We start from the raw sequence: 26,917 nt of genomic DNA, 5'->3' as shown, positions 1-26,917 counted from the left end.
CCCCTCCAGTGGTCCTTCGACTCTCCCAGCTGTTCCTGCGCACCCTGCGTGAAGACCCCGCCGACGCCGAGGTGGCCAGCCACCGGCTGCTGGTCCGGGCCGGTTACATCCGCCGCGCGGCCCCCGGCATCTACACCTGGCTGCCGCTGGGCCTGAGCGTGCTGCGCCGGGTGGAGCAGATCATCCGCGAGGAGATGACGGCGATCGGCGCCCAGGAGGTCCACTTCCCGGCGCTGCTGCCGAAGGAGCCCTACGAGGCGACCAACCGCTGGACCGAGTACGGCGAGGGAATCTTCCGGCTCAAGGACCGCAAGGGCAACGACTACCTGCTGGCCCCCACGCACGAGGAAATGTTCACCCTGCTGGTCAAGGACCTGTACTCCTCGTACAAGGACCTGCCGCTGAGTATCTACCAGATCCAGAACAAGTACCGCGACGAGGCACGCCCCCGGGCGGGCCTGCTCCGCGGCCGCGAGTTCATCATGAAGGATTCCTACTCCTTCGACGTCGACGACGCCGGCCTGGACGCCAGCTACGCCGCGCACCGCAGCGCCTACCTGAAGATCTTCGAGCGCCTCGGCCTCGAGGTCGTCCCGGTCACCGCGACGGCCGGCGCCATGGGCGGGTCCAAGAGCGAGGAATTCCTGCACCCCACCGAGATCGGCGAGGACACGTTCGTCCGGTCCGCCGGTGGCTACGCGGCCAACGTCGAGGCCGTCACCACCGTGGTCCCCGCGGAGATCGACTTCACCAACGCCCCCGCCGCCGAGGTGCGCGACACCCCGGACACCCCCACCATCGACACCCTCGTGGCGGCCGCCAACGCCCTGTCGCCCCGCAGCGAAGCCGACGGCGGCGCCTGGACCGCCGCGGACACGCTGAAGAACGTCGTGCTCGCCGTCACCCTGCCCACCGGTGAGCGCCAGCTCGTCGTCATCGGCGTCCCCGGCGACCGCGGCGTGGACCTCAAGCGCGTCGAGGCCACCATCGGGACCTTCCTGCCGATCGCCGGTGAGATCACCCTCGAGGCCGCCAACGAGGAAGACCTCAAGAAGCAGCCGCTGCTGGTCAAGGGCTACATCGGCCCGGGCATGTCCCTGGACGCCCCGCTGCTCGGCTCTGAGGGCGCGTCAAAGCTGCTCTACCTGGTGGACCCCCGCGTCGTCAGCGGCTCCGCCTGGATCACCGGCGCCAACGAGGCCGGCAAGCACGTCTTCGGCCTGGTGGCCGGACGCGACTTCGGCTGGGACGGCGTCATCGAGGCCACCGAAGTCCGCGCCGGCGACCCCGCCCCGGACGGCTCCGGCCCGCTGGAAACCGCCCGCGGCATCGAAATGGGCCACATCTTCCAGCTCGGCCGCAAGTACGCCGAGGCCCTGGACCTCAAGGTCCTGGACCAGAACGGCAAGCAGGTCGTGGTGACCATGGGCTCCTACGGCGTGGGCGTCACCCGCGCGGTGGCGGCCCTGGCCGAATCGAACCATGACGAGAAGGGCCTGGTCTGGCCCCGCGCCGTCGCCCCGGCCGACGTGCACGTCGTCGCCGTCGGACGCGGCGAGGAGATCTTCGCCGCCGCCGAGAAGCTCGCGCTCGAACTGGAGGCCGCCGGCCTCGAGGTCATCTACGACGACCGTCCCAAGGTCTCCCCGGGCGTCAAGTTCGGCGACGCCGAACTCGTCGGCGTGCCCACCATCCTGGCCGTCGGCCGCGGCCTGGTGGACGGCGTCGTCGAGATCAAGGACCGCCGCAGCGGCAACGCCGAGAACATCGCCGTGGACCGGGCCGTCGACCACGTGGTCAACGCCGTCCGCAACGACTGACCCCCGGGGATGCTTTCGGGTCTTGAATCAATCCAGCTCACCACCCTGATCCTGGTGGTGGTTGCCGGATTCGCCGCCGGCTGGATCGACGCCGTCGTCGGCGGCGGGGGACTGATCCAGCTGCCGGTCATGCTCCTGGTGCCGGGCATCAGCCCGGTGCAGGCGCTGGCGACCAACAAGATGGGCTCCATCTTCGGCACCACCACCAGCGCGGTGACCTACTACCGCCGGGTGCGGCCGGACCTGCGCACCGCCATCCCCATGGCGGTGATCGCCCTGGCCGGCAGCTTCGGCGGGGCGATCCTGGCCGCCACCCTGCCGGCGAGCGTCTTCAAACCGATCATCGTAGCCGCGCTGGTGGCCGTGGCCCTGTTTACGGCGCTGCGGCCCAACGTTGGCGAGCTGACCAAGCTGCGCCACAACGGGCACCGCCACTACGTCATCGCCTGCCTGATCGGCGGCGTCATCGGGTTCTACGACGGCATGATCGGCCCCGGAACGGGGTCTTTCCTGATCATCGCGCTGGTGTCCGCCATGGGCTACGCCTTCCTCGAGGCCAGCGCCAAGGCCAAAATCGTCAACATGGCCACCAACGCCGGAGCCCTGCTGTTCTTCCTGCCGCACGGCTCCCTGCTCTGGGGCCTGGGTCTGGTCCTCGGCGGGGCCAACATGGCCGGCGGCTACCTCGGTGCCCGGACCGCCGTCAGCCGGGGCAGCAAGTTCATCCGGATCGTGTTCCTGGTGGTGGTGGGCGTGCTGATCATCAAGCTCGGCTCCGACGTCTGGCACGACACCCTCGGCTGAGACTTCGGCTAAGGGCTCCGTGCCGGGCTCCGGGCGCCGGGCTCCCGGGGACCGCAGGGCCCTGCCGCGGTGGCGGGGCCGGGCGTAGCATGCAGCTATGTCAGCACCCGGTGAGCGCTACCGCGACGCCCTGGCCGCCGCGGCCGGGCACGCCCGGCGGTGGCTGGAGAGCCAGCAGTCCCGTCCCATCGGCCCCGCCCGGAGCGCCGCCGAACTCGCGGCCGACTTCGGCGGCCCGCTCCCGTCCGGCGGCACCCCCGCTGTCGAGGTGGTGGACTACCTCGCGGAAAAGGCCGAACCCGGGCTGATGGCCATGCCCTCCGGCCGGTTCTTCGGCTGGGTGATCGGCGGGACGCTGCCCGCCGCCCTGGCCGCGGACTGGCTGGTCAGCGCCTGGGACCAGAACGCCGGGCTCCGTTTCGCCACCCCCGCCACCGCCGCCATCGAGGAGGCCGCGGGCCGGTGGCTGCTCGAGCTGCTGGGCCTGCCCCAGGAGTCGGGGGTGGGGTTCGCCACCGGCGCCACCATGGCCAACTTCACCGGCCTGGCCGCCGCGCGCTGGCGCCTGCTGCAGGACGCCGGTTGGGACTCCGACGCCGACGGCCTCTCCGGCGCGCCGCGGATCCGCTGCTTCGCGGGTGCCGAGCGCCACGACACCATTGACCTGGGGCTCCGCTACCTCGGGCTCGGCCGGCCCACCGCCGTGCCGGCGGACGCGGAGGGCCGGATCGACCCGGCGGCCCTGGACCGCGCCCTCGGGGCGGCGGTTGCCGAGGGTGGTCCGGGTACCAGATCCGTGCCGCTGCTGGTCTGCCTGCAGGCCGGCAACCTGCATTCGGGTGCCTTCGACCCGTTCCGGGAGGCCATCGCCGTCGCCAAGTCCCACGGCGCGTGGGTGCACGTGGACGGGGCCTTCGGTCTCTGGGCCGCCGCCGTGCCGGAACTGGCCGCCCTGACCGACGGGCTGGACAGGGCAGACTCCTGGGGGACCGATGCGCACAAGACCCTCAACGTGCCCTACGACTGCGGGATCGCGGTGGTCCGGGACGTCACCGCGCTCCGGGCGGCGATGGGCCTGCACACCAGCTACCTCATCCAGGCCGCCGACGGGGCCGCCGATCCGTTCGAGACCGTGCCGGAGCTGTCCCGGCGGGCCCGCGGCGTGCCGGTCTGGGCTGCGCTGAAGTCCCTCGGCCGCGACGGCGTCGCCGGGCAGGTCCGCGGGCTGGTGCTCCGTGCCCGCCAACTGGCCGAGGCGCTGGCCGCGCTCGAGGGCGTCGAGGTGCTCAACGACGTCGTCTACACTCAGGTCTCCCTGGCCTTCGGTGATGACGCCACCACCCGGGCGGTAACGGACCGGATCATCGCCGACGGCCGGGTCTGGATGTCCGGTTCGCGCTGGCGGGGCAGGGACATCCTGCGGATCTCGGTGAGCAACTGGAGCACCGACGACGGCGACGTGGCCACAGCTGTGGCGGCGGTCCGGGACGCGCTTGCCGCGGTCCGGGACGCCGGTGAGCAGGCGACTGAGCAGGCGGGCACCTAGCGCGGACGCCTGGCTAGGCAACCTCGTCGTTGTTGCCTAGCCGCGGGAGGGGCCGGAGGCGCCCGGGACCTGCAGGTCGGCGGGCATGGGCAGCCCGTCGAGGGTCCGCCCGGCGAGGGTGCTGGCGACCCAGAGCGAGCGCATCGGGCCGCCGTCGTTCCGTTCCTCCGTGTACCAGAGCGCATTCTCGACTTCCCGCGCCAGGGCCCATTGCCGGGCGACGTCGCCGTCGAGGCCCGCGGCGGCGCTGAACTCCTGGCAGCGCTCCAGCAGCGCCGCGGCCGGACCGGCGGCGGACAATTCGGCCAGCCGGTTCCAGAGCAGCGGCGCCACCGCGAACTCCGCCTCACCCACCAGCGGGTGCGGGTCGATGGCACGGTAATCGTCCGGATGCCCTGACCCGGCCGCTGTCCCGGGACGGGCCAGGATGTTCAGGAAGTGCAGGTCGGCGTGGACCAGGACGTCGACGCCGGAGCGCCGGCCCACCACGCCCCTGGTCTGGCAGACCTCCAGGGCGGCCTCCAGGAGCCAGCGGGGGAAGGGCCGGCCCAAGGCCTCCCAGCGCTCGGGAAACTCGTCGCTCCACCGCTCGGCCACGGCAGCGACCTGTTCGAAGCCGCGCCACGCAGGTCGGCCGTCCGGGGTGATCGAAAGCCGGCGGACCAGGCCGCCCCACACCGCGGTGGCCGCCGCCAGGGGCACCTCCTGCAGCGAACGGGTAGCCTCCAGCCGCTCCAGCACCAGCACGCCCGCCTCCGGGTCGGCGGCGATCAGCCGGACCGCGCCCCGGCCCTCCCAGAGCCCGAGGGCGAGATGTTCGGTCCGGTATTCCTCGTGCGGGTAGGCGGCCTTCAGTACACCGGGCGCGCCGTCGTTCAGCCGCACCGGGACGACCACGGCGCAGTGCCCGCTCCACGGTTCCGCGCCGGGCGCCAGGTCAAGGACCAGCGAAAACGCCTCAAGGGCGTCCGCGATCACGCCCGGTAGGGACGCCAGCCAGGCGCGGCCCTCGGCGGTCCGGGAGTATCTGCGGGTGAGGGCGGCGGGGATCGGGACGGGGCTGGGCGAAGTCACCGTCCCAGCGTAGTGTCGGCGATTCAGCCGGCGAAGCCGCTCGCGCCCAGCCAGTTGCCGATCAGGAAGGTCGCCAGCAGCGCCGCGGCGCCGCCGATCACCACGCGGATCGCGGCCTTGCCCTTGGAGCCACCGCCGATCCAGGCGCCAACGGCACCCGTGGCGGCCAGGGCGACCAGCACCGCGGCGAAGGTGAGCGGCACGCGGATGTTCTCCGGCGGCAGCAGGATCGCCAGCATCGGCAGGATGGCACCTGCCAGGAAGGCGATGGCGGACGCGAGGGCCGCGTGCCAGGGGCTGACGATGTCGGTCTCGTCGATGTTCAGTTCGGCCGCGAGGTGCGCGCCGAGCGCGTCGTGGGCTGTCAGTTCCCGTGCCACGGCGCCGGCGGTTTCGGGGCTGAGGCCCTTCGCCTGGTAGATGGCGGTGAGCTCGGCGAGCTCCTCCTCGGGCTGTTCGGCCAGTTCACGGCGTTCCTTCTCGATCAGCGCCTCCTGGCTGTCCTTTTGGCTGCTGACGGACACGTATTCACCCAGGGCCATGGAGATAGCACCTCCGACGACGCCGGCGGCACCGGCGATCAGGATGGGGCCGGAGTCGGTGGTCACGCCCGCGACGCCCACCACGATCGCGGCGACCGAGACGATCCCGTCGTTGGCACCGAGGACACCGGCGCGCAGCCAGTTAAGCCGGTGCGCGAGGTCGTTGCGGTGCGGTTCATTTTCTTGAAGGACGGGTGCCTGGCTGGTTTCCATGCGAACAGCCAACCATCAGGGCCGCAACCACTGCCAGTATCCGGAGGCTAAGCAAAGTAAGCCGCGCCTACCCTGAATCGTGGCACATCCAGGCTTATTCCCCGCCCGGCCAGCCTATTGTGCAGGCAGCGTGGGCAGTTCCGCGGGGTCCACCGACAGGCCCGGGGTCGGCTCCGGCGCGGCGCCCCAGGCGGCGGCGCGGCGGCCGGCCTCCAGCAGCCCGGACACGGCCCACTGGCGGGTGCTGCCGTCGCTGAGGCCCACCAGGTCGGCGTAGGTGGCCAGCGAGCCGGCCTCCAGCCCGCGTAGCCCGGCCGCCGGCGAGGCCAGGAACGCGGGGTCCAGCGCGTAGCCGGCCTGGCGCGGGGGAGCGGCCGCGCAGTGCTGCCGGACCAGCGCCTCGGCGGCCGCGGCGAGGTCCTCGTGGCGGGTCAGCCGGGTGGAGGCCGCGGCGGCCCCGGGGCCGTCCAGACGCGTGAGGGCCACCTGGTAGGCGTAAACGGTTTCCCGTTCGGTGCTGATCACCTCGGCGAGGGCGTTCGCCAGGTCCGCAGGCGCCGGTGACGCCGACGCGGAGGGGGCGGCAGAGGAGGAATCCGTCGCGGTCGGGCAGGCCGAGGGGGGCGGGGTCGCAGAATCGGTGGTTGGGGCGGCGGGAGCGGGGGCCAACGCCGGGGCGCCCGTCGATGCCGGGTCCGGCGTGCCGGTCGCGGCGGCCAGCGCGGAGGCCTGCAGCAGCTGGCCGGTGCCGATCGAGGCGAGCAGGCGGGCCGTCCCCGGGTCCGCTTCGGCGGCGTCGGCCAGGCGTTGCCGCCCGCTGGCGTCCAGTGCGGTGACGAGCGACGCGGCCGTCACGGGCGCGGCTGACGGGGACGCAGACGCGGGGGATTGGCCCGGGGACGCCGACGCGGTGGACGGGGACGGGGACGCGGTGGACGGGGACGGGGACGCCGCGCCGGAGGGCGCCAGAGACGGGGACGCCGAAGCGGTGGCCGACCCGGGCCGCCAGAGCGCCCTGGCCTGGGTTGTCAGGAAACTCACAGTGACGTCCGCGGCGGTCCCCGCGCCGGGGAGCCGTTCCGCGTCGGAACGGAGCTCCAGGGTGTCGGTAAGGGCGGCGGCCAGGGCCTTCTCCGACGCGGTCGGCGGAGCCGGTTCCGCGGGCTTGCCGGGGCGTACCACCAGCCCCAAAGTCAGCACCACCACGGCGAGGACGACGATCAACGCCAGCCGGGGAAGGTTGCGGGGCAGCCGGGCCCGCCGTCGTTCTCCGCTGGTCTCCTCATTCACAACAGACCATTTTGGCACGGCCCGCACGCGAGCCACGGCGGTGGGGGTCCGGAGAGGCCCGGCGGCGGTGCGGCGGCCGGAACCGGAGTGCGCCACCGGCCGCGATTGTCGCTACGCTAGTACTCACAACATCATCTAGCAGGAGGCGGGCGGCATCATGACCAACGCAGAAGCCACGACTTCGACAGGCCGGACCGGTTCGGGGAAGGCTGACGCCGCCCCCGCACACAACCTGGAGGCCGAGCGGCTCTACGCGCTCCTCGCCCCCGCGGTCCAGGCCAACCGGCTGTACCTGGAAGATGTCTCCATTCACATTGCCGGCGCCAACCGGGTGGTCCACGTCGTCGTCGACCTGCCCCAGGAGGAAACCGGCGGCGTCAGCCTCGACGTGATCGCGGAGATCTCCAAGACCCTTTCGGACATCCTGGACGAGGACCCCAGCACGGATTCCCGGCCGTACGAGCTCGAGGTGTCCTCGCCCGGCGTCGGCCGCCCGCTCACCGAAGAGCGGCACTGGCACCGCGCCCGCGGCCGGATGGTCACCGTCAACGTCATCCAGGGTGACAACGTCACCGGCCGGATCCAGTCCGTGGACAGCTCCGGCGTTACGCTGGTGCCCGAACTGGCCGTCAAGAAGGGGATGAAGCCCAAGCAGGGCGACCCCGTGAAGCTTCCTTTCGACAGGATCCGCAGTGGAAAAGTCGAGATAGAGTTCAGCCACCTCGAAGAGGCGCCGCTGGAGAACGACAATGGACCTTCCGAGGAGGCCTAATGGATATTGACATGAGCGCGCTGAGACTCCTGGAGCGTGAGCGTGAAATCCCGCTGGATCTCCTGATCCCCACCATCGAACAGGCCCTCCTGGTCGCCTACCACAAGACGCCGGGCGCCTTCGAGAAGGCCCGCGCCGAGCTGGACCGCAAGAGCGGCCACGTGACCATCTGGGCCACCGAGATCGACGACGACGGCGAACCCGTCGGCGAGTTCGAGGACACCCCGGCCGGCTTCGGCCGGATCGCCGCGAGCACCGCCCGCCAGATCATCCTCCAGCGCCTGCGCGACGCCGAGGACGACAACGTCCTGGGCCAGTTCAAGGGCCGCGAGGGCGAACTCGTCGCCGGCACCATCCAGCAGGGCAACAACCCGCACATGATCCAGGTGAACCTCGGCACGGTGGAGGCGCTGCTGCCGCCGCCCGAACAGGTCCCCGGCGAGAAGTACATCCACGGCAACCGGCTCCGCGCCTTCGTCATCGACGTGCACCGCGGCACCAAGGGCCCGTCCATCACGCTGTCCCGGTCCCACCCCGGCCTGGTCCGCAAGCTCTTCGAGCTCGAGGTCCCGGAAATCGCGGACCACTCGGTGGAGATCGTGGCGCTGGCCCGTGAAGCCGGACACCGCACCAAGATCGCGGTCAAGGCCAACATCCCGGGCGTCAACGCCAAGGGTGCCTGCATCGGCGAGATGGGCTCCCGCGTCCGCGCCGTGATGACCGAGCTGAACGAGGAAAAGATCGACATCGTCGACTACAGCGACGATCCGGCCACCTTCATAGCCAGCGCGCTCTCGCCCTCGCGGGTGAATTCGGTCACCATCACGGACGAGGCCACCCGGTCCGCCCGCGTGGTGGTCCCGGACTACCAGCTCTCCCTCGCCATCGGCAAGGAGGGCCAGAACGCCCGCCTGGCCGCCAAGCTCACCGGCTGGCGGATCGACATCGTCTCGGACGCCGCGGAGAACAAGGACAAGTAGTCCCTCCCGCATCCCCAAGTTCGGCCCCGGCGCAGCCCCTGCCCGGGGCCGAACGGCGTTTCCCCGGCCCCGCCCGTTTCGGGACAGGGGCGCCGGAGGGCTAGAATAGACAGTGACCGCGCCTTCGGGCCGGCATCCTTGTGCCCTCGGCGCGTGCGGCTTTCCCAGCGGACGTGCCCGGGCCGGCAGGTGATTACGGCAGGAAGATACTCGCAGTGGCAGAAACTCAGCAGCTCGGGAATCAGCCGCAACGTACCTGCATCGGGTGCCGAAAGAAGGGAACGCGGTCGGAACTGCTCCGGCTGGTCGCCGGCGCCGGCGGGTCAACCGCCGTCGTGGTCGACGAACGACGCCGGATGGCAGGCAGGGGTGCATGGTTGCACCCCAGCGAAAAGTGCCTGGCACTGGCGGTCAAGCGCCGTGCGTTCGGACGCGCCCTCAACGGCGCCGCCGGAACGGACGACGTCGAACGCCGGATCCTGGCAGGCACGCACGCTGCAGACACCCCGGTGGCCGCAGCAACAACCGTCCAACCTGAAAGCGGGTCAGAAAACTGATGGAAACCCGATGAGTTCCCAGCGATGAGTACGCAACGATGACAACTTTGTTGCGCTCTGCAATGGGCCTTTCAGCTGCACCCGCGGCGGAGGCCCGCAGTAAGAAGTAGACGGTTCGTGCCTGGCTCGGTGCGGACCGAGACAGGAGAAATGTGGCCAAGGTCCGCGTACATGAGCTCGCCAAAGAGCTCGGTATTACTTCCAAAGATGCAGTGACAAAACTGCAGGAACTGGGCGAATTTGTTCGCTCCGCCTCTTCCACCATTGAGGCACCGGTGGTGCGGAAACTCCGCAACGCCTTCCCCGACGCGCCTGCCGCTTCCAAGACTGAAGCGCCCGCGTCCGCCCCCAAGGCCAGCCCCGCCGCCAACCGCCCGGCCCCCGCGCCGGCTCCGGCCGCGCCCAAGGCCGAAGCTCCCGCAGCCCCCGCCGCTCCGGCGCCGTCGGCTCCCGCCCCGGCAGCCCCCGCTGCCGCTCCGGCCGCCGAGGCACCCGCCGCGCCGTCCACCGCTGCCAAGCCCGGCGCACGCCCGGCCCCCAAGGCTGAAGCGCCCGCCGCTCCGGCCCGCCAGGGTGGCTCCGCGCCGCGTCCCGGCGGTCCCCGCCCGGGCAACAACCCGTTCGCCACCTCGCAGGGCATGCCCCGCGGCCGTGGCGGCGACTCCGAACGTACCGCCCGTCCGGGCAACAACCCGTTCGCGCCGTCCCAGGGGATGCCGCGTCCGGGTGGCAGCCAGGGCGACCGCCCCGGCGGCCCCCGCCCCGCAGCCGGTGCCGGTGGACCCCGTCCGGGCGCCCCGCGCCCCGCCGGTGCTGCAGGTCCCCGTCCGGGCGCCCCGCGTCCGGCCGGTGCCCCCGGCGCCCGTCCGGGTGCCGGCGGAAACCGTCCGACCCCGGGCATGATGCCCAACCGCACCGAGCGTCCCGCACCCGCCGGTGCAGGCCGTCCCGGCGGCGGCCGCGGCCCGGGCCGTCCGGGTGCTCCCGGCACCGGCGGTCCCGGTGGCGGCGGCGCCCCGGCCGGCGGCGGCTTCGGCAAGGGTGGCCGCGGACGCGGTGGCACCCAGGGTGCCTTCGGTAAGGGCGGCGCAGGCCGCGGCAAGCAGCGCAAGTCGAAGCGCGCCAAGCGCCAGGAACTTGAGCAGATGAGCGCTCCGTCGCTGGGTGGCGTGAGCGTACCCCGCGGCGACGGCAACACCGTGGTGCGCCTGCGCCGCGGCTCGTCCATCACGGACTTCGCCGACAAGATCGAGGCAAACCCCGCCGCACTGGTGACGGTCCTCTTCCACCTGGGCGAGATGGCCACGGCCACGCAGTCCCTGGACGAAGAGACCTTCGCGCTGCTCGGCGAGGAGCTGGGCTACAAGCTGCAGGTCGTCTCGCCGGAAGACGAGGAGCGCGAGCTGCTCTCCGGCTTCGACATCGACTTCGACGCGGAGCTTGAGGCCGAGGGCGATGAGGAACTCGAGGCACGTCCTCCGGTTGTCACCGTCATGGGCCACGTCGACCACGGTAAGACCCGGCTGCTCGATGCCATCCGCAAGTCCGACGTCATGGCGGGCGAACACGGCGGCATCACCCAGCACATCGGTGCCTACCAGGTCACCCACAACCACGAGGGCACCGACCGGAAGATCACCTTCATCGATACCCCGGGCCACGAGGCGTTCACCGCCATGCGTGCCCGTGGTGCGAAGGTCACCGACATCGCCATCCTGGTGGTCGCAGCGGACGACGGCGTGATGCCGCAGACCGTTGAAGCCCTCAACCACGCCCAGGCGGCCAACGTGCCGATCGTCGTGGCCGTGAACAAGATCGACAAGGAAGGCGCCAACCCGGACAAGGTCCGCGGCCAGCTGACCGAGTACGGCCTGGTTCCGGAAGAGTACGGCGGCGACACCATGTTCGTGGAGGTCTCTGCTCGCCAGAACCTCAACATCGACGAGCTGCTCGAGGCCGTCCTGCTCACCGCGGACGCAGCCCTGGACATGCGCGCCAACCCGAACAAGGACGCCCGCGGTATCGCGATCGAAGCGAACCTGGACAAGGGCCGCGGTGCGGTTGCAACCGTCCTGGTCCAGTCCGGCACCCTGCACGTCGGCGACACCATCGTGGCAGGCACGGCCCACGGCCGCGTCCGTGCGATGTTCGACGACGACGGCAGCGCCCTGACCGAGGCCGGCCCGTCCCGCCCCGTCCAGGTGCTGGGTCTGTCCAACGTCCCGCGCGCCGGTGACACCTTCTTCGTGACCGCTGACGAGCGCACCGCCCGCCAGATCGCCGAGAAGCGTGAAGCCGCCGACCGCAACGCCGCCCTGGCCAAGCGCCGCAAGCGCATCAGCCTGGAAGACTTCGACCAGGCCGTCGCCGATGGCAAGATCGACACCCTCAACCTCATCCTCAAGGGTGACGTGTCCGGTGCCGTGGAAGCCCTCGAAGACGCGCTGCTCAAGATCGACGTCGGCGAGGGTGTCCAGCTCCGCGTCATCCACCGCGGTGTCGGTGCGATCACGCAGAACGACGTCAACCTGGCAACGGTCGACTCCGCAGTCATCATCGGCTTCAACGTCAAGCCCGCCGAGCGGGTTGCCGAACTGGCAGATCGCGAAGGCGTGGACATGCGTTTCTACTCCGTCATCTACGCAGCCATCGATGACATCGAGGCAGCCCTCAAGGGCATGCTCAAGCCGGAGTACGAAGAGGTCCAGCTGGGCACGGCCGAGGTCCGCGAGGTCTTCCGCTCGTCCAAGTTCGGCAACATCGCAGGCTCGATCGTCCGCTCCGGCATCATCCGGCGCAATGCCAAGGCCCGCATCAGCCGCGACGGCAAGATCATCGGCGACAACCTCACCGTTGAGACGCTCAAGCGCTTCAAGGACGACGCCACCGAGGTCCGCACGGACTTCGAGTGTGGTATCGGTCTTGGCTCGTACAACGACATCACCGAAGGCGACATCATCGAGACCTTCGAGATGCGCGAGAAGCCGCGCGTCTAAGGTGTCCGCCTGATGGCGAGCCAGCAGTAACAGGTGCGGGGCCGTTGGATTTTTTCCGGCGGCCCCGCCCTTTCCGCCGTTGTGGGGGCCCCGCCCCTGCGCTGGGCGGCCAACGTCTGACGCCGTTGTCCGCCCAGCTCCGGCAGCGGTCTCAGCCTTCCCAATGCTCGCAAGCTCGCATCGGGGCCCTCGGCTGCGACCTTGGGATGCCACTCCCGGGCCCCCACAACGGCTCCAAGGGCGGCGGGTAAGAGTCCCGTCCGTCGTAGACTCGCTTCAGGGCGTGGCATCAAACCGGCACTTGTACGGCGACCATTTCGGCGCCGTTGTACATCCAAAATTTTTTAGGAGTGGAAATGGCTGATCCCGCACGGGCTGCCAAGTTGGCGCAGCGGATCAAGGTTGTGGTTGCGGAGGCCTTGGGCCGACGGGTGAAGGATCCCCGGCTCGAAGGCGTGACCGTGACCGATGCGCGGGTGACCAATGACCTGCAGCACGCCACGGTGTACTACACAGTCTTCGGCGACGAGACGGCGCAGGCAGACGCCGCCAAGGGCCTCGAGAAGGCCAAAGGCGTGCTCCGCCAGGAAGTCGGCCGCAACATCACCGTCCGGCTGACTCCGACCCTGGAGTTCGTCGCCGACCAGATCCCGGTGGTGGCCTCCAACCTCGAGGAGCTGCTGCGCGAGGCGAAGAAGCGCGACGCCGAGGTGGCGGCCCTCGCGGCCGGCGCCAAGCACGCCGGCGATGCTGACCCGTACAAGAGCGACATCCCCGACGACGTCGAACTCGACGACGAGGACTTTGACGAGGACGACTTCGACGAGGAGAACCACGACCTCCGCGCTGACGGCGACATCGACGAGGACAGCAACAAGTAGTCCCGGCACGCCCCGGACCTCCGGCCGGACCCGTTCGCGGGTCCGGCCGCAGGCGTATCCGGGGCAGGCCGCCCGCCGCCCGCGGGGCCTTTGGACCCTAGGCGCTCCGGCGCCCGGAGGGTCCCATGGAACCATGACTCCGGGGCACCCGAACGACGGCGGCAGGCCATGACCACGGCGCTGGTGACGTGCCCGAACTGCGGCGCCACCAACCGCATCCCCGCCGCCGTGGCCGGCCACCCCCGCTGCGGCAAATGCCGGCAAGACCTGCCCTGGATCGTGGCCGCCGGAGACGCGGACTTCGCCGCGATCGCTGAGCAGTCATCGGTGCCGGCGCTGGTGGATTTCTGGGCCGCCTGGTGCGGACCCTGCCGCATGGTCAGCCCGGTGCTGGACCGGCTGGCGCGCGAGCGGGCCGGACGGGTCAAACTCGTCAAGGTCGATGTGGACACCTCCCCGGCCCTGTCCCGCCGCTTCGACGTGCAGGCCATCCCCACCATGCTGGTCATCATCGACGGTACGGTGGTGGCGCGCCAGGCCGGGGCGCCCCCGGCGGCCGCGCTGCGGTCCTGGCTGGACGAGGCGCTGGCCGCCCGGAACGAGGGGAGCCGGCGGTGACCGAGATCCTGCGCTACGAGGTGGGATCCGGGACCGTGCTGGTGGAGGTCGACGAGGGCAGTTTCGGCGTCGAGGGCCCGGCCCGCAACGAGATCGGCGTGCTGGAGGCCGGCCGCCGGCTCGAGGACGCCCTGGCTGCGGTCCGCCCGGCCGCCCGTGCCGCCGCGGAGGTGATGCGCGAACTCGCCCCGGAACACCTGCAACTGCAGTTCGGGGTGAAATTGGCCGGCGACGCCGGGGCGATCATCGCCCGCAACTGCGCCGAGGGACACTTCGTCGTCACCCTGTCCTTCACCGCACCGGCCGCGCCGGCGGTTCAGGACGAGAACGAGATCGTGCTCTGACCGCGGTGCTCTGATCGGGCCTGTCGCTACCGCTGGCGCGCCCCGTCAGCGCCGCCGTCGGGCGCCCAAGCGGCCCAGCAGCGGGGACCCCATGCCGAGCAGGAAACCGAAGTCGTACCAGTTGCCGGCCCGGGCAGTGTTGTAGAACGGGAATTCCTTCCATGCCCCGAAGACGTGGGCGATCAGGATGATCCAGGCCGTCAGCCCGTTCCAGATGCCCCACAACAGGTCCTGCCACCACATGCCGCCTCCGTTTTAATTGTCGTTGCCCGCCGCCGGCGGCTGGGGCGTGTCGGGTCAGGCTACTGCCTGGCCGCATCCCGCGGTAGGGACTCCGGGGCCGTGTCGTCCCCGGACCGGTCCCTGCCGGGCAGCCGCTCCAGCCCCTCGACCAGTTCCGCGGTGCCGCCGCACAGGGCGATCCGGATCCAGCCCTCGCCGATCGAACCGAACGCGGTTCCCGGGGCGAAGGCAACCCCCGACTCGGCCAGGAAACACCGCACCCAGGCCCGGACGTTGCCGCCGCTGACGTGGGACATGTCCGCCCACAGGTAGAAGGCACCCTGGGCGGTCAGGAAGGGGATGGCCTTCGCATCCAGGACCTGGGAGGCGGCGTCCCGGTTGGTCCGGTAGTGGGCACGGGCGTGGGACACGTAGTCTTGCGGGCCGGTGAGCGCGGCCAGGGCGGCGTACTGCGAGGGGGAGGCCACGCAGGAGACGATCGCCTCCATGACGTTGTTCATCTGCTGCTCCAGGCCGGGAGGGCAGATCAGCGCACCGATCCGCAGGCCCGTCAGCCCGTAGGTCTTGGAGAGCGTCAGCGACGTGAACACGCGTGCCTCGCCGGGGACGTCGCTGTCGAACCGGGCCGGGCTGACGTGCGGCACGTCGTAGGTGAAGGCCTCGTAGCATTCGTCCGAGATGATCCACAGGTCGTGCTTCCGGGCCAGTTCCACCAGCCGCCGCGTGAGGTCCTCGCTGAGCACGGCACCCAGCGGGTTCGAGGGGGAGTTGAGCACCAGCACGCGGGTCCGCGGAGTGATCAGCTCCTCGATGTCCTCGATCCGCGGCTGGAAGGCGTGGTCCGGGTACAGCGGGTAACGGACCGGGACAGCGTGCAGCAGGCTGGAGGTCATGGCGAACGTGGGGTAGCCGGGGTTGGGCACCAGGATCTCGTCGCCGGGGGAGAGCAACAGACTCATCGCGAAGTGCAGGCCCTGCTGGGCGCCGTCGACGACGTACACGCGATCCGCACCGACGTCGACGCCGTTGTGCTCCCGGAAGCGGGCGGCGAATGCCTCCCGCAGCGCGGGAATCCCGGCGTTGGGCGTGTAGTTGGTTTCGTCCCGGTCCAGGCACGCCATGCCGGCCTCGAGGACGTGACGGGGGAGCGCGAAGCCCGGCTCGCCGATGCTCAGCACGATCGCGCCGGGGGTGTGCCAGGCGGCCTCGGTGATCTCGCGGATCTGGTTGACGGGAACATCGCGGACATGGGCGGCTAGCTCTGGCATGGTTGCCATCCTAGCCGCCGGGTTGGCGACCGGGCCGGTGCCTGCCGGCTGTGGCTTCCCGGTGGCTTCCCGGTGCTGTGCTGGTGCTGCGCTGGTGCTGCGCACGGCCGACTCCCGGGCGGCGGGAGGCCGGTGTGCCGCGGATATACTGGGAGGCGTGCTTTCTGGACTGGTGATAGTAGACAAGCCGCAGGGTTGGACCAGCCACGATGTGGTTGGGCGGATGCGGCGGATCGCCGGTACCCGAAAGGTGGGCCATGCCGGCACCCTGGACCCGATGGCCACCGGCGTCCTGGTCCTGGGCGTCAACAAGGCTACCCGCCTCCTGACCTACATCGTTGGGACGTCCAAGACCTACACCGCCACCATCCGCCTGGGCGAGTCGACCATCACGGACGACGCCGAGGGCGAGGTCGTCAGCCGCACCAGCGCCGCCGGGGTCACCGAAGACGCCGTCCGTACCGGCGTCGCCGCCCTCACCGGGGAAATCCAGCAGGTCCCCAGCAGCGTGAGCGCCATCAAGGTCAACGGCGAGCGGGCCTACGCGCGCGTCCGCTCCGGCGAGGAGGTCAAACTCGCCGCCCGACCGGTCACCATCCACCGCTTCGCGATCCACGAGTTCCGGCGCAGCGCCGACGGCGCGGTGCTGGACCTGGACGTCACCGTCGAGTGCTCCTCCGGCACCTACATCCGCGCCCTCGCCCGCGACCTGGGCTCCGCCCTCGGCGTCGGCGGCCACCTCACAGCACTGCGCCGCACCCAGGTGGGACCCTACGGCCTCGACCAGGCCCACAGCCTGGAGGAGCTCGCCGAGGAGCTGGACTTGCTGGAAATGTCGCAGGCCGCGCGGGCGCTGATGCCCAACCGCGAACTCAGTGACGAGGAGACTGTCGAGCTTTCCTTCGGCCGGCGGATCGCCGCCGGTGCGCCGGCCGGTTCACCGGAGGCCGCGACGGCGGAGAATCCGGCGGCGGCCTTTGCCCCGGACGGCTCCCTCGTGGCGTTGCTTTCCGACGCCGGCAACTACGCCAAGCCCGTGCTGGTCTTCGCCCCGGACACCGGAAAGCCGGGTGCCTGAGGGTGGACGCGTATTTCTACATCATCCTGGTGGTGGGGCTGGTCTCCACCGTGCTCTGCGCCGGTGCCGGCATCCTGAAGAAGGCCCCGAACGACACGACCATTCTCTCCGTGGCCGCCGTGGAGCTGGCCCTGCTGGTCTATTTAGTGGGCTCGATCATCCGCGTGGCATCGGGCGAGCACATCGCGGGGGAGCCGTGGGAGTTCTGGGGCTACCTGTTCACGGCGCTGCTGCTGCCGGTGGGGGCCGTGTACTGGGCCATCGCCGAACGCACCCGGTGGAGCAACTTCGTGCTGGCGGCCGTGGGCGTGACCGCCCTGGTGATGGCCGCCCGGATGAATCAAATCTGGTACTGACGTGAAAGAGGCAAGGAAGAACATGGCGGCTTCAGAGCGGGGAACCGGCACCGCGGACAACGGCGGGGCAACGGACCCGTCCGGGGCCATTGGGGGCCGAGAAGCCGGCGCTGGCCGGCTCGGTGGGTTTGGCCGATCGGCGGGGGCAGGTCGGTCTAACCGGACCGCGAGGGATACCCGCAACACCGGTCCGGGGCGGCTGCTGATTGCGGTGTACGCGATCTTCGCCCTGTCCGCGACCGCGCGGGCCGGCTACCAGATCCTCACCAAGTTCTCCGAGGCGCCGCTGGCGTACCTGCTGTCCGCCTTCGCCGCGGTGGTTTACATCGTGGCGACCATTTCCCTCGCGAAGCCCGGGCCCACCTGGTTCAAGGTGTCCGTCACGGCCGTGGTGGTGGAACTGGTCGGCGTGCTGGTGGTCGGGGCCCTGAGCCTCTTCGACGCCGTGAACTTCCCGCACGAGACCGTCTGGTCCCTGTTCGGGCGGGGCTACGGGTTCATCCCGCTGCTGCTGCCGATTCTGGGCCTGATCTGGCTCTACCGCCGCCGCCCCTCGGCCCCGGTGGCTGCTTCCGCTGACTGAGGCGGTCCGCGGCATCCGGACGACGGCGGCGGCTTCGCTGCTGAAACCGCGCGCTCCGGAGTGATGCCGTTCGAGCCTGCCGACCGACGCCGGCTCCGCCGCTGGTTCCGCCCGTCCCCGACCGATGCGTACACGCGCTGGCGAGTGTGGCTGCCCTTTGAACCCCACGGCGCCGAGCCGTCGCCGGGCAGCCGAGACCGCCGTCGTCGTCCGCCATTTCCCGCGACCGTGCCCCGATCCTTCCCGCCGGAGTGCATGCTTGGCACCACGCCGCAGGCCCGCGATAATAAGTAAACTTGCGATTCATAGTAAGCATGCTTATTGTAGAACTCGGATGCGGGCAATGACGGTTTCGCTTCCTGCTGGTCAACCGAAGCGAGGGAGGCATCATGGGTACTATGAACGCCATTCCCGGAGCGACATGGGAATTTGAGGGCGCAGCCACGGGCGCAGCGCCGGTGGGCGAGGTCAGTTTGCGGCCGCTCCCGGGGTGCCTGGCATGAGCGCCGCCCCCGATTCCAGAAAATGGCGTACCGACCAGCTGCTGTCAATGGCCGCCAGGGTCGTTGAACGCCGTAAGGACAACGCCTTGGCCGCGCTGGGACTCACCCACGCCGGCGTCATTGCCCTCCAAGGCCTCGCGGCCGGACCGCTCAACCAGGAACAACTGGCGCGGCGCATTGCCGTGCAGAGCCAGACGCTGGGACGCGTCCTTGGCCGGTTGGAAGACTCCGGTCTGGTCACCCGCACCCGCGACGAACGCGACCGCCGGCAGTTCTCCGTGGCGCTGACGGACGCCGGCACCGCCGCGCTGGACGCGGCGCACAAGATCGAGCGCGAGGCACTCCCGGAGGATCTGGAGAACTGGACCCACCTGCAGCACGACCTCGGCCGCATCCTTTCGGCTTTCGAGACTCCCGGGCGCTAAGCGAGCTTTTATACTCGTTCGCCGGTTCTAGGACGCTTGCTCAAGCCGCCGGCGCAGTTCCGGCCAGGCGGCGGCAAAGCCGGGGTGCAGCTCATGCTCATCGACGTTGGCCGGCTGAATCCACTGCAGATCCAGGCTTTCCGGATCGCTGATCGCCGGGTCGAAAGGCTCGATCACTCGCGCGGCGACTGTCGTGTAGGTCCAGTAGCCGACGTCGAACACGGACGTGAACAGCACCTCCACCGCCTCCGGGGGCACCGCGGCCTCCTCTCTCGCTTCGCGAAGTGCACCGTTGACCGCGTCCTCGCCCTGGTGCAGGGCACCTCCGGGCAGGCCCCAGGTGCCGCCCTGGTCACTCCAGGTGGCACGGTGCTGCAGGAGGATGCCTTTGCCGGCGTCGTGGACCAATAGCCCGGCCGAACCGAACCTGCCCCAGAACCGCCCCTTGTCGCCCTCCACCCAGGCGTCGCCCGGATCGCGGGGGCCGTGCGGCCGGCGCGGCCCGAAGTAGGGGTTCTCCTGCTTTTCCTGCGTGTCCGGCGTGGGGGTTGGCTGCGGGGCGTCGGGCAGGGGAGCGGCTGAGCTGTCCATATCGCTAGTCTGCCACGGGGGCAGTTCGGCGTGACTCCGGGGAGGCGCACTCGAGGTCATAGGGAGTCACGCCACTGGGTTTCTTCTGCGGGTCTTTGAGGCGCGGTTAATTGTCAGAGGTCGGCGAGAGTATTGGGTCATGGACGCAACGGCTGCGCTTTCGTATCTACCGGCTCAACGGCCGACCGGTGACGGGCGCATGCGGCCCGCCTGGGTGAGGTTAATGGTCAGTGGTCGGCGGCAGGATTAACCCATGAACGCAACGGCTGCGGTTTCGTTTCTTCCGGCTCAACGGCCGACAGGTGATGGAAGCATGCGGCCCGCCTGGGCGAGATTAATTGTCAGTGGTCGGCGGCAGGATTAACCCATGAACGCAACGGCTGCGGTTTCGTTTCTACCGGTCCCCGGACCGGTAGCTGGCGGGCGCGGCGGTATTGCATTGGGGGATATCGCCGCCTCGCTCCGGGAGGTCTGCACGGCGGCGCTCGACGACGCCGGGGTGCTGGGTTTCACTGAGGCGGCGGCTTTCGCCGGGGACGTGGAGGAAATCGCCCGAGCCGTGGAATTCCTGCAGGTTGTCGCCGCAGGAGCGGTCGACCGAACGCGAACCCAGGCCGCCGCGGCCGATGCTTGTGATCGCTCCACGCCCGGGCCGGAAGGTGACGGGTATCGGCGGACCACGGACTTCCTGCGGGACCGCCTACGGATCACCACCGCCGAAGCCCACCGCCGGGTCTGCCTGGCGCAGGAAGTCCTGCCCCGTGTTGGGCTGACCGGCCAGCCGATCCCGCCCGTTCACGGGGAACTGGCCGCGGCGTTCGCGGGAGGGGAGGTCCCGTCCCGGTCCGCGACCATCATCACCCAGGCCCTGGACCGGGTCCGGCTCCTGTCCGCCCCTGCCACCGTGGCCCGGATGGAAGAAGCCCTGACCACCGTCGCGGCGGTTCACGACCCGGACTTCCTCACCCGGGTCGCCCGCCGCTGGGTCGACGGCCTCGACCAGGACGGTGCCGAGCCCACCGAGGAGCTCCTCCGCCAGTTACAGGGTGCGTTCATCCGCCGTCCCCGGCACGGTCTCCAGCACCTGGAAATCTTCGCGACCACCGACCAGTTCGAACACCTCCTCACGGTGATGAACACCGCGACCAACCCCCGCACCGCTGCGACCGTTCCCGGCGCAGTGGATGCCAGCGGGACCACCCCGGCCGCTGCCGACAAAGCCGCCGCTGAAGGCTGCATAGTTTCGCCGGAGGAGGCCTTCGCCACCGGACCGGGAGTCTCAGAGGAACGGCTGGATCTCCGGACCCGGCCCCAGCGCCTGCTCGACGGCCTGATCGGCGCCTGCAAGGCCGCCCTCGCCACCGGCGGGCTCCCCGCCGCGGGCGGATTCCGCCCTCAGGTCATGGTCACTATCGACTACAGCGACCTCCTCACCCGCCTCACTACCGCCGACGGTCGTGGCCCGCAGGACGGGTCAGCATCCGGCACCCTGGGTCTGGCCGGGACCGGGTCGCTGGCCTTCACCGGACCCGTCACCGCCGCCACCATCCGCAAGATCGCCTGCGACGCGGACATCATTCCCGTCCTCCTCGGCAGCGAGGGCCGGGTCCTGGACATCGGCCGGACCAGCAGGATCTTCCCGCCACACATCCGCAAAGCCATCACCGCCCGCGACAAGGGCTGCACCTTCCCCGGCTGCACCATCCCCGCCCCCTGGTGCGAGGCCCACCACATCGACTACTGGTCCCGCGGCGGCCTAACGAGTACAGACAACGGTGTCCTGTTGTGTTCTCACCACCATCACCTGATCCACAAAGAACAATGGACCATCCAATCCCGCGCCGGGACTCCCTGGTACATCCCGCCACCCCACCTCGACCCCCACCAAAAACCCCGACAAAACCACTACTTCAGACTGTGATTTCGGGAGATAGAGGGAGTGGCTGCAGGTGCCGCTATCGGAACAGTGTGAACACGCGCAGAGCGTGGGGCTTCGAGTCGCCGCCCTCGATGAATCCCTGCGACTCGTAGAAGGACCGTTGTTCCGGCTCGTCTTCGGTCAAAAGGACCGTTTGCCGCACGTGAGCGAACCGGTCCATGACCGCGGCCAGTAATTGTCGGCCGACACCCGAACGATGGAAGGAGGGTTGCACCAGGATGTCCTGGACGTAGCAAATAGTCTCGTCGTCGGACATAGCCCTTGCCAGACCCACCAAGGCGCCTTCTGCCCAGGCCGTGACGACAAAGGAGGACTTTCGAACGGCCCGTTCCAGCACCTCGGGTTCGTTGGTGTAGGCGGTCCAGCCCACGGAGTCGTAGAGGGCAAGCAGCTCCGACCAGGAGACAACGCGGCTCGCTGAGAGGCTGAACTCGGGCATCCGCCCAGTGTGGCATGCTGGGGCGAATGAACTCACCCACCCCGGCCCCGGGCCCCTCGCGTGTGCTTTTCTATGGTGTCACCGGGAGCGGAAAATCGTCGGCTGCCCGGGCCTATGCGGCACGCACCGGGCTTCCGGAGTTCTCCGCGGATGACGATATCGGCTGGCTGCCCGGGTGGCAGCAGCCTGGCGACGAGGAGCAACGCGAGACGGCCGCACGGATCGCCGCCTTGGACGAGTGGGTGCTGGACAGCGCCTACGGCGTGTGGCGGGATTTGATCGTTCCCCGGGCCGAACTCATCGTCGGGCTGGACTACCCCCGGTGGCTATCCCTGCTCCGCCTCGTTCGCCGGTCCATCCGACGGGTCGTCTCCAAAGAGACGGTCTGCAACGGAAACCGGGAGACGTTTCGCCGACTGTTCGCCAAGGACTCAATCATTGCCTGGCACTTCCGGTCCTTTACCCGCAAGCGGCGGGTTATGCGCTCCCTCGGCAGCGCCGGCGGCTCCGCCGAAGTGCTGATCTTCCGGCGGCCGCGGGAACTGGAGGCATGGTTGAACGGGTTGCCATCCGTACCACCGGTGGAGACGCGATCCCAGACAAGGTAGGGGAGCGTGTGGCTGCCGCGGTGCGCGAACGACGACGGGTTGCGGCTCAGGTCGGAACCTACCGGATCGGCTCGCCCGCCGCATCGACCCGGAAGTCGGCGATCACCTGACGGGTGGTGGTATCGATGATGACCACCGAGTCCTTCGGCCATGACGGGTCCGGGGTGACGATGTAATCGACGTCGCTAATCTTCGTGGGGCGGCCGGCCTCGTTGATGCTTCGGTTGAAGGCGTCCACCACCTGGTTGGTTCGGGTATTGATGGCGACCGTCTCCGCAGGTAGGCCATGGGCGTCACCGCTGGCCGGGGTCGAGTTCCACCAGCCTTCGTAACCGCCCACCGGACCAGGGGCCCGCCCGGCGTCCGTCGGACCTGCGGCCGCCGAACCGGCCTGCGCCGGCCCAGGCTGCACGGCGCCCGTGGGCTGCGCTGCGCACCCGCTCAGCGTCCCGGCGAGTATCGCCACCAGTGTCAAGGCGCCCGTCATTCCATATTTCATCTGTCCCCCAATTCGATGCCATGTCACTCCGTCGGCGTTAGGGGGACGCTACCACGGCGCCGATAGCGGGGGCCGGGTTCGGGGACCCACCCGGCGTCGGGGGCGCCGGATGAATGCGGGTAACCTAGGAGAGTTCCGGAGCCGGCCCTATCCCTCCGGGAAAAGTGTTTTGGCAGGCAGCAAAAAGGCGAGGTAGATGGTCCACATCTGGAACGATCCGTCCGAGGTCCCCACGGACTTCGGCCCGACCGTCGTCACGATCGGCAACTTCGACGGCGTGCACCGCGGTCACCAGCAGGTGCTCTCCCAGCTCATCCGCACCGCCCGCCTGAACCACGCCCGCGCCGTCGTCATCACCTTCGACCCGCACCCCGCCCAGGTACACCGGCCGGAGTCCGCACCCGAGCTGATCATGGGCCTCGAAGACAAGCTCGTCGCGCTCGGCGAGGTGGGCCTGGATGCCGTCCTGGTGATGAAGTACTCGCTGGAACTGGCCAGCCTCACGCCCGAAGAATTCGTCTCCTCCATCATCGTCGACACACTCAAGGCCAGCCACGTCGTCATCGGCCACGACACCCGCTTCGGCCGCGGCAACTCCGGGGACCTGGACACCATGAAGGATCTGGGGGAGAAGCTCGGCTTCGAAGTCCAGGTCATCAGCGAGTTCGGCGCCGAAGGCTTCCCGCTGCACGGCGCCGGAGGAGATAGTGCCGGAACGCACGGTGCCGAAACGCACGACGCCGGAACGCACAATGCAGGAACAGGCGACGCCGGAACCCCCGGAGACGCGGCCGAACACGGCGTCGGCGACCGCCGCTGCTCCTCCACCTGGGTCCGCGAAGCGCTGCGCGAGGGCGACGTCGCCACGGCCGCCGCCGTCCTCGGCCGCCCGCACCGGATGCGCGGCACGGTGGTGCACGGCGCCGCCCGCGGCCGCGACCTGGGCTTCCCCACCGCGAACCTCGCCGCCGACGCCACCGGCTACATCCCCGCCGACGGCATCTACGCCGGCTGGCTGGTGGATGAGGCCGGTACCCGCTGGCCCGCGGCGATCTCCGTAGGTTCCAACCCCACCTTCGACGGCGTCAGCCGCCAGGTGGAGGCGCACGTCATTGACCGGCCCCAGGAAGCCGTGGAGGACTTCGATCTGTACGACCAGACAGTCGTCGTCGAATTCGTGGCCCGGCTGCGCGGCATGGTCGCGTACCGTGGGCCGGAGGCTCTGATCGAGCAGATGCGGCTGGACGTCGTCCAGACCCACCAGATCCTGTTCGCCGGCTGAAACCCTGCCGGCGGGGAAGGCACCAGACGTGACACTTGAGAAGAACACCCGGGAGCTGGACAAGGACATCGTCCGCGACTTCAGCACCCGGATGAGCTACGCCTCGTACCTGCAGCTCCCCACGCTGCTCAGCGCGCAACAGCCGGTCAGCCAGCCGGAGCACCACGACGAGCTGCTGTTCATCATCCAGCACCAGACCACGGAGCTGTGGCTGAAACTCGTGCTGCACGAACTGCGCAGCGCCGCCGCGTGGCTCCGGAGCGACGACCTCGGCTCCGCCCTCAAAGCCATCGCCCGGGTCAAGCACATCCAGAAGACCCTCACCGAGCAGTGGTCCGTCCTGGCCACCCTGACGCCCACCGAGTACTCCCAGTTCCGCGGCTTCCTGGGCAACTCCTCCGGGTTCCAATCCAGCCAGTACCGGGCCGTGGAATTCCTGCTGGGAAACAAGAACCGCAAGATGCTGCCGGTCTTCGAATCGGACCCAGAGGCGCACGCGATGCTCCAGGAGCTGCTCGAGGCCCCCAGCATCTACGACGATTTCCTCGCCTACCTCAAGCGCCAGGGCTTCGACGTGCCCGAGTCGGTGCTGAACCGGGACGTCACCCGGGCGCACGAGTTCTCCGCCGAGCTGGTGCCGGTGTTCAAGTACATCTACGAAAACGCGGCGGACAACTGGGGCGCCTACGAGGCCTGCGAGGAACTCGTAGACCTGGAGGACAACTTCCAGCTCTGGCGCTTCCGCCACCTCCGCACGGTGCAGCGGACCATCGGCATGAAGTCCGGCACCGGCGGCTCCAGCGGCGCCGCATTCCTGCAGAAGGCCCTGGAGCTGACCTTCTTCCCCGAACTTTTCGCCGTACGAACGGAGATCGGCCAGTGAGCGAGAACCAGCAGGTACACAGCGGCGCCGACCCGTTGTGGCAGCGCGCCCTCGACCTCGACGCAGCCGATCCGCTGGCCGCCTACCGGGACCAGTTCATCGGCGCGGAATCCGAGCTGTCCTACCTGGACGGCAACTCCCTGGGCCGGCCGCTCAAGCGCACCGTCACGGACATCTCCGCGTTCATCGAACAGGGCTGGGGCGGCCGGCTGATCCGTGGCTGGGACGAGGAATGGCTGGACCTTCCACAGGCCATCGGCGACCAGCTGGGCCGGGCCGCGCTCGGCGCCGCCCCGGGGCAAACCATCATCGCCGACTCCACCACCGTGGTGCTCTACAAGCTCATCCGGGCCGCCCTCGCCGCCGTCACGGACCCGGCCCGCACCGAGATCGTGCTGGACACCGAGAACTTCCCCACGGACCGGTACCTGGTGGAGGGGATCGCCCGCGAGGAAAACCTGACGATCCGCTGGATCAAGGCGGACCAGGCCTCCGGCGTCACCGAGGAACAGGTGCGTGCCGCCACCGGCCCCGCCACCGCCGTCGTGGTCCTGAGCCAGATCGCCTACCGCTCCGGCCACCTGGCGGACCTGCCCGGGATCACGGCCGCCATCCACGACGTCGGCGCGTTGGTGGTTTGGGACCTCTGCCACTCCGCCGGCTCGGTGGAGATCGCCCTGGACGCCGCGGACGTGGACTTCGCCGCCGGCTGCACCTACAAGTACCTCAACGGGGGACCGGGATCGCCCGCGTTCGCGTACGTCAACGCCCGGCACCTGCCCGGCCTGCAGCAGCCCATCTGGGGCTGGATGGGCCGCAAGGACGCCTTCGAAATGGGTCCCGGCTATGAGGCGGCCCCGGGCATCCGCGGTTTTCTCAGCGGCACTCCCGCGATCTTCGGCATGCTCGCCATGCGTGGAACCCTGGACCTGATCGAGGATGCCGGGATGCCGGCGATCCGGCGCAAGTCCGAGCTGCTGACCGCCTATGCCCTGGAGCTCTTCGACGCCTGGCTGGAACCCTCCGGCGTGAAGCTCTCCACCCCCAGGGACCCGGCGCGGCGCGGCAGCCACATCACCGTGGACCACCCGGCGTTCCGGGAAATGACCGCAACGCTGTGGAAGCAGGACGTCATCCCGGACTTCCGCGCCCCGCACGGCATCCGGCTGGGCCTTTCCCCGCTGAGCACCTCGTTCGCCGAGCTCTACCGCGGCGTGCTGGCCATCCGCGGGCTGCTCGCCGACGCCGCCTGATCGCCGCAGGTCGACGCCGCCTGATCGCCGCAGGTCGACGCCGGCGCGACACCGGCGCAGGGCCGGTTTAGACAACGTCCGCGGCGTGCCCGTAAACTAAACGGTGGGTCCGGCTGCAGTCCGTGGTTGCTGGGCCCTGCCGCGTGATACCGCTTTGGTGGAAATACGCGTCCGGCATCCCCGGCAGTGAATTACTGATTCGGGCCTCACGGCACATCTCAAGGAGTTATTGTGGCACTTGAAGCCGCTGTAAAGCAGTCCATCATGAAGGATTTCGCAACGTCCGAGGGCGACACCGGTTCGCCGGAGGTCCAGGTTGCAGTCCTGACCCAGCGGATCAAGGATCTGACTGAGCACATGAAGGTGCACAAGCACGACTACCACACCCAGCGCGGTCTGCTGGCCATGGTTGGTCGCCGCAAGCGCATGCTCACCTACCTCAAGAACACTGACATCAACCGCTACCGTGCGCTCATCGAGCGCCTCGGCCTGCGCCGCTAGTCAGCTTTAGGGGCGGCCCCTTTCCGTGC

General features: G+C 69.7%; 28 protein-coding genes. 20 read left to right on the top strand and 8 right to left on the bottom strand.

The genetic code is table 11. From position 1 onward, the window contains the following. Positions 1-8: 8 nt before the first annotated feature. The 3 genes from QWJ39_RS13490 to QWJ39_RS13480 all read left to right on the top strand — a co-directional run bounded on the left by QWJ39_RS13490 (position 9) and on the right by QWJ39_RS13480 (position 4,170). Positions 9-1,820 carry a proline--tRNA ligase gene (locus tag QWJ39_RS13490; RefSeq protein WP_290258368.1) on the top strand — a complete coding sequence of 604 codons (1,812 nt, stop codon included), beginning with the start codon at positions 9-11 and terminating at the stop codon, positions 1,818-1,820. Positions 1,821-1,829: 9 nt separating this feature from the next. Then, on the top strand, positions 1,830-2,624 hold the full coding sequence (locus QWJ39_RS13485; protein WP_290258367.1) for a TSUP family transporter: 795 nt from the start codon (positions 1,830-1,832) through the stop codon (positions 2,622-2,624). A 97-nt stretch (positions 2,625-2,721) separates the two neighbouring features. After that, positions 2,722-4,170 (top strand): pyridoxal-dependent decarboxylase, encoded by a 1,449-nt coding sequence (locus tag QWJ39_RS13480; RefSeq protein ID WP_290258366.1) that lies wholly within the window; start codon positions 2,722-2,724, stop codon positions 4,168-4,170. A 36-nt stretch (positions 4,171-4,206) separates the two neighbouring features. Here QWJ39_RS13480 and QWJ39_RS13475 read toward each other — a convergent pair whose 3' ends face one another. The 3 genes from QWJ39_RS13475 to QWJ39_RS13465 form a co-directional block, all read right to left on the bottom strand. After that, positions 4,207-5,244: an aminoglycoside phosphotransferase family protein gene (locus QWJ39_RS13475; protein ID WP_290258365.1), complete on the bottom strand. Its 1,038-nt coding sequence runs from the start codon at positions 5,242-5,244 to the stop codon at positions 4,207-4,209. 23 nt (positions 5,245-5,267) lie between these two features. Then, positions 5,268-5,999, bottom strand: coding sequence for a VIT family protein (locus tag QWJ39_RS13470; RefSeq protein WP_290258364.1), 732 nt, complete (start codon positions 5,997-5,999; stop codon positions 5,268-5,270). A gap of 114 nt (positions 6,000-6,113) precedes the next feature. Continuing rightward, on the bottom strand, positions 6,114-7,289 hold the full coding sequence (locus QWJ39_RS13465) for a DUF4439 domain-containing protein (protein ID WP_290258363.1): 1,176 nt from the start codon (positions 7,287-7,289) through the stop codon (positions 6,114-6,116). Positions 7,290-7,446: 157 nt separating this feature from the next. Here QWJ39_RS13465 and rimP point away from each other — a divergent pair, with 157 nt between their 5' ends. From rimP to QWJ39_RS13430, 7 genes are all read left to right on the top strand, one after another. Then, the gene (gene rimP / locus QWJ39_RS13460; protein WP_290258362.1) at positions 7,447-8,061 is read left to right on the top strand and encodes a ribosome maturation factor RimP; all 615 of its coding nucleotides are present in this window, start codon (positions 7,447-7,449) and stop codon (positions 8,059-8,061) included. Further along, positions 8,061-9,041: a transcription termination factor NusA gene (nusA, locus tag QWJ39_RS13455; protein WP_290258361.1), complete on the top strand. Its 981-nt coding sequence runs from the start codon at positions 8,061-8,063 to the stop codon at positions 9,039-9,041. Before rimP ends, nusA begins: the two co-directional genes overlap by 1 nt. A 215-nt stretch (positions 9,042-9,256) precedes the next feature. After that, positions 9,257-9,598, top strand: a complete 342-nt coding sequence (locus tag QWJ39_RS13450) for a YlxR family protein (RefSeq protein WP_290258360.1) — start codon at positions 9,257-9,259, stop codon at positions 9,596-9,598. Between the two features lie 152 nt (positions 9,599-9,750). Then, positions 9,751-12,594 (top strand): translation initiation factor IF-2, encoded by a 2,844-nt coding sequence (gene infB / locus QWJ39_RS13445; protein WP_290258359.1) that lies wholly within the window; start codon positions 9,751-9,753, stop codon positions 12,592-12,594. A 356-nt stretch (positions 12,595-12,950) separates the two neighbouring features. Continuing rightward, positions 12,951-13,475, top strand: a complete 525-nt coding sequence (rbfA, locus tag QWJ39_RS13440) for a 30S ribosome-binding factor RbfA (RefSeq protein ID WP_290258358.1) — start codon at positions 12,951-12,953, stop codon at positions 13,473-13,475. Between the two features lie 168 nt (positions 13,476-13,643). After that, positions 13,644-14,093 (top strand): thioredoxin, encoded by a 450-nt coding sequence (gene trxA, locus QWJ39_RS13435; RefSeq protein ID WP_290258357.1) that lies wholly within the window; start codon positions 13,644-13,646, stop codon positions 14,091-14,093. Beyond that, entirely contained in the window at positions 14,090-14,437 is a 348-nt protein-coding gene (locus QWJ39_RS13430; RefSeq protein ID WP_290258356.1) for a CU044_2847 family protein, read from the top strand. Before trxA ends, QWJ39_RS13430 begins: the two co-directional genes overlap by 4 nt. 45 nt (positions 14,438-14,482) lie before the next feature. Here QWJ39_RS13430 and QWJ39_RS13425 read toward each other — a convergent pair whose 3' ends face one another. Further along, positions 14,483-14,680, bottom strand: coding sequence for a hypothetical protein (locus QWJ39_RS13425; RefSeq protein WP_290258355.1), 198 nt, complete (start codon positions 14,678-14,680; stop codon positions 14,483-14,485). Positions 14,681-14,739: 59 nt separating this feature from the next. Further along, positions 14,740-15,948, bottom strand: a complete 1,209-nt coding sequence (locus QWJ39_RS13420; protein WP_290258354.1) for a pyridoxal phosphate-dependent aminotransferase — start codon at positions 15,946-15,948, stop codon at positions 14,740-14,742. A gap of 157 nt (positions 15,949-16,105) precedes the next feature. Here QWJ39_RS13420 and truB point away from each other — a divergent pair, with 157 nt between their 5' ends. From truB to QWJ39_RS13400, 4 genes are all read left to right on the top strand, one after another. After that, on the top strand, positions 16,106-17,026 hold the full coding sequence (gene truB / locus QWJ39_RS13415) for a tRNA pseudouridine(55) synthase TruB (RefSeq protein WP_290258353.1): 921 nt from the start codon (positions 16,106-16,108) through the stop codon (positions 17,024-17,026). A gap of 2 nt (positions 17,027-17,028) precedes the next feature. Beyond that, positions 17,029-17,382 carry a hypothetical protein gene (locus QWJ39_RS13410; protein ID WP_290258352.1) on the top strand — a complete coding sequence of 118 codons (354 nt, stop codon included), beginning with the start codon at positions 17,029-17,031 and terminating at the stop codon, positions 17,380-17,382. 88 nt (positions 17,383-17,470) lie between these two features. Then, positions 17,471-17,965, top strand: coding sequence for a hypothetical protein (locus QWJ39_RS13405; protein ID WP_290258574.1), 495 nt, complete (start codon positions 17,471-17,473; stop codon positions 17,963-17,965). 499 nt (positions 17,966-18,464) lie between these two features. Further along, positions 18,465-18,893: a MarR family transcriptional regulator gene (locus QWJ39_RS13400; protein ID WP_290258351.1), complete on the top strand. Its 429-nt coding sequence runs from the start codon at positions 18,465-18,467 to the stop codon at positions 18,891-18,893. 27 nt (positions 18,894-18,920) lie between these two features. On the opposite strand, the gene QWJ39_RS13395 is transcribed toward QWJ39_RS13400, so the two are convergent. Further along, positions 18,921-19,484, bottom strand: coding sequence for an NUDIX hydrolase (locus tag QWJ39_RS13395; protein ID WP_290258350.1), 564 nt, complete (start codon positions 19,482-19,484; stop codon positions 18,921-18,923). A gap of 439 nt (positions 19,485-19,923) precedes the next feature. Here QWJ39_RS13395 and QWJ39_RS13390 point away from each other — a divergent pair, with 439 nt between their 5' ends. Beyond that, positions 19,924-21,405 (top strand): HNH endonuclease signature motif containing protein, encoded by a 1,482-nt coding sequence (locus tag QWJ39_RS13390; RefSeq protein WP_290258349.1) that lies wholly within the window; start codon positions 19,924-19,926, stop codon positions 21,403-21,405. 34 nt (positions 21,406-21,439) lie between these two features. Here QWJ39_RS13390 and QWJ39_RS13385 read toward each other — a convergent pair whose 3' ends face one another. Further along, entirely contained in the window at positions 21,440-21,862 is a 423-nt protein-coding gene (locus tag QWJ39_RS13385; protein WP_290258348.1) for a GNAT family N-acetyltransferase, read from the bottom strand. Positions 21,863-21,888: 26 nt separating this feature from the next. On the opposite strand from QWJ39_RS13385, the gene QWJ39_RS13380 reads away from it, so the two are divergent. Then, positions 21,889-22,470 carry an adenylate kinase gene (locus tag QWJ39_RS13380; protein WP_290258347.1) on the top strand — a complete coding sequence of 194 codons (582 nt, stop codon included), beginning with the start codon at positions 21,889-21,891 and terminating at the stop codon, positions 22,468-22,470. 58 nt (positions 22,471-22,528) lie between these two features. On the opposite strand, the gene QWJ39_RS13375 is transcribed toward QWJ39_RS13380, so the two are convergent. After that, positions 22,529-22,957 carry a hypothetical protein gene (locus QWJ39_RS13375; RefSeq protein WP_290258346.1) on the bottom strand — a complete coding sequence of 143 codons (429 nt, stop codon included), beginning with the start codon at positions 22,955-22,957 and terminating at the stop codon, positions 22,529-22,531. Positions 22,958-23,165: 208 nt separating this feature from the next. Here QWJ39_RS13375 and QWJ39_RS13370 point away from each other — a divergent pair, with 208 nt between their 5' ends. The 4 genes from QWJ39_RS13370 to rpsO all read left to right on the top strand — a co-directional run bounded on the left by QWJ39_RS13370 (position 23,166) and on the right by rpsO (position 26,888). After that, positions 23,166-24,251 (top strand): bifunctional riboflavin kinase/FAD synthetase, encoded by a 1,086-nt coding sequence (locus tag QWJ39_RS13370; RefSeq protein ID WP_290258345.1) that lies wholly within the window; start codon positions 23,166-23,168, stop codon positions 24,249-24,251. A gap of 28 nt (positions 24,252-24,279) precedes the next feature. Then, positions 24,280-25,134, top strand: coding sequence for a tryptophan 2,3-dioxygenase (kynA, locus tag QWJ39_RS13365; protein WP_290258344.1), 855 nt, complete (start codon positions 24,280-24,282; stop codon positions 25,132-25,134). Next, positions 25,131-26,387, top strand: a complete 1,257-nt coding sequence (kynU, locus tag QWJ39_RS13360; protein WP_290258343.1) for a kynureninase — start codon at positions 25,131-25,133, stop codon at positions 26,385-26,387. Before kynA ends, kynU begins: the two co-directional genes overlap by 4 nt. Before the next feature lie 231 nt (positions 26,388-26,618). Beyond that, a complete protein-coding gene (rpsO, locus tag QWJ39_RS13355) occupies positions 26,619-26,888 on the top strand; it encodes a 30S ribosomal protein S15 (RefSeq protein WP_290258342.1) in 270 nt (89 codons plus the stop codon). Positions 26,889-26,917 lie beyond the last annotated feature (29 nt).

Origin of the sequence: Arthrobacter sp. YD4, from assembly GCF_030410515.1 — a bacterium.
Lineage (GTDB): Bacteria > Actinomycetota > Actinomycetes > Actinomycetales > Micrococcaceae > Arthrobacter.
Note: the sequence above shows the minus strand (reverse complement) of the source record. Positions and strands in the feature narration are given on the sequence as shown.

What these genes read in the sequence shown, in the direction of transcription:
- QWJ39_RS13485 (WP_290258367.1), top strand. Translation starts at nt 1,830, where the DNA reads ATGCTTTCGGGTCTTGAATCAATCCAGCTCACCACCCTGATCCTGGTG.
- QWJ39_RS13480 (WP_290258366.1), top strand. Translation starts at nt 2,722, where the DNA reads ATGTCAGCACCCGGTGAGCGCTACCGCGACGCCCTGGCCGCCGCGGCC.
- QWJ39_RS13470 (WP_290258364.1), bottom strand. Translation starts at nt 5,999, where the DNA reads ATGGAAACCAGCCAGGCACCCGTCCTTCAAGAAAATGAACCGCACCGC.
- rimP (WP_290258362.1), top strand. Translation starts at nt 7,447, where the DNA reads ATGACCAACGCAGAAGCCACGACTTCGACAGGCCGGACCGGTTCGGGG.
- nusA (WP_290258361.1), top strand. Translation starts at nt 8,061, where the DNA reads ATGGATATTGACATGAGCGCGCTGAGACTCCTGGAGCGTGAGCGTGAA.
- rbfA (WP_290258358.1), top strand. Translation starts at nt 12,951, where the DNA reads ATGGCTGATCCCGCACGGGCTGCCAAGTTGGCGCAGCGGATCAAGGTT.
- trxA (WP_290258357.1), top strand. Translation starts at nt 13,644, where the DNA reads ATGACCACGGCGCTGGTGACGTGCCCGAACTGCGGCGCCACCAACCGC.
- QWJ39_RS13425 (WP_290258355.1), bottom strand. Translation starts at nt 14,680, where the DNA reads ATGTGGTGGCAGGACCTGTTGTGGGGCATCTGGAACGGGCTGACGGCC.
- QWJ39_RS13420 (WP_290258354.1), bottom strand. Translation starts at nt 15,948, where the DNA reads ATGCCAGAGCTAGCCGCCCATGTCCGCGATGTTCCCGTCAACCAGATC.
- QWJ39_RS13400 (WP_290258351.1), top strand. Translation starts at nt 18,465, where the DNA reads ATGAGCGCCGCCCCCGATTCCAGAAAATGGCGTACCGACCAGCTGCTG.
- QWJ39_RS13395 (WP_290258350.1), bottom strand. Translation starts at nt 19,484, where the DNA reads ATGGACAGCTCAGCCGCTCCCCTGCCCGACGCCCCGCAGCCAACCCCC.
- QWJ39_RS13385 (WP_290258348.1), bottom strand. Translation starts at nt 21,862, where the DNA reads ATGCCCGAGTTCAGCCTCTCAGCGAGCCGCGTTGTCTCCTGGTCGGAG.
- QWJ39_RS13380 (WP_290258347.1), top strand. Translation starts at nt 21,889, where the DNA reads ATGAACTCACCCACCCCGGCCCCGGGCCCCTCGCGTGTGCTTTTCTAT.
- QWJ39_RS13375 (WP_290258346.1), bottom strand. Translation starts at nt 22,957, where the DNA reads ATGACGGGCGCCTTGACACTGGTGGCGATACTCGCCGGGACGCTGAGC.
- QWJ39_RS13370 (WP_290258345.1), top strand. Translation starts at nt 23,166, where the DNA reads ATGGTCCACATCTGGAACGATCCGTCCGAGGTCCCCACGGACTTCGGC.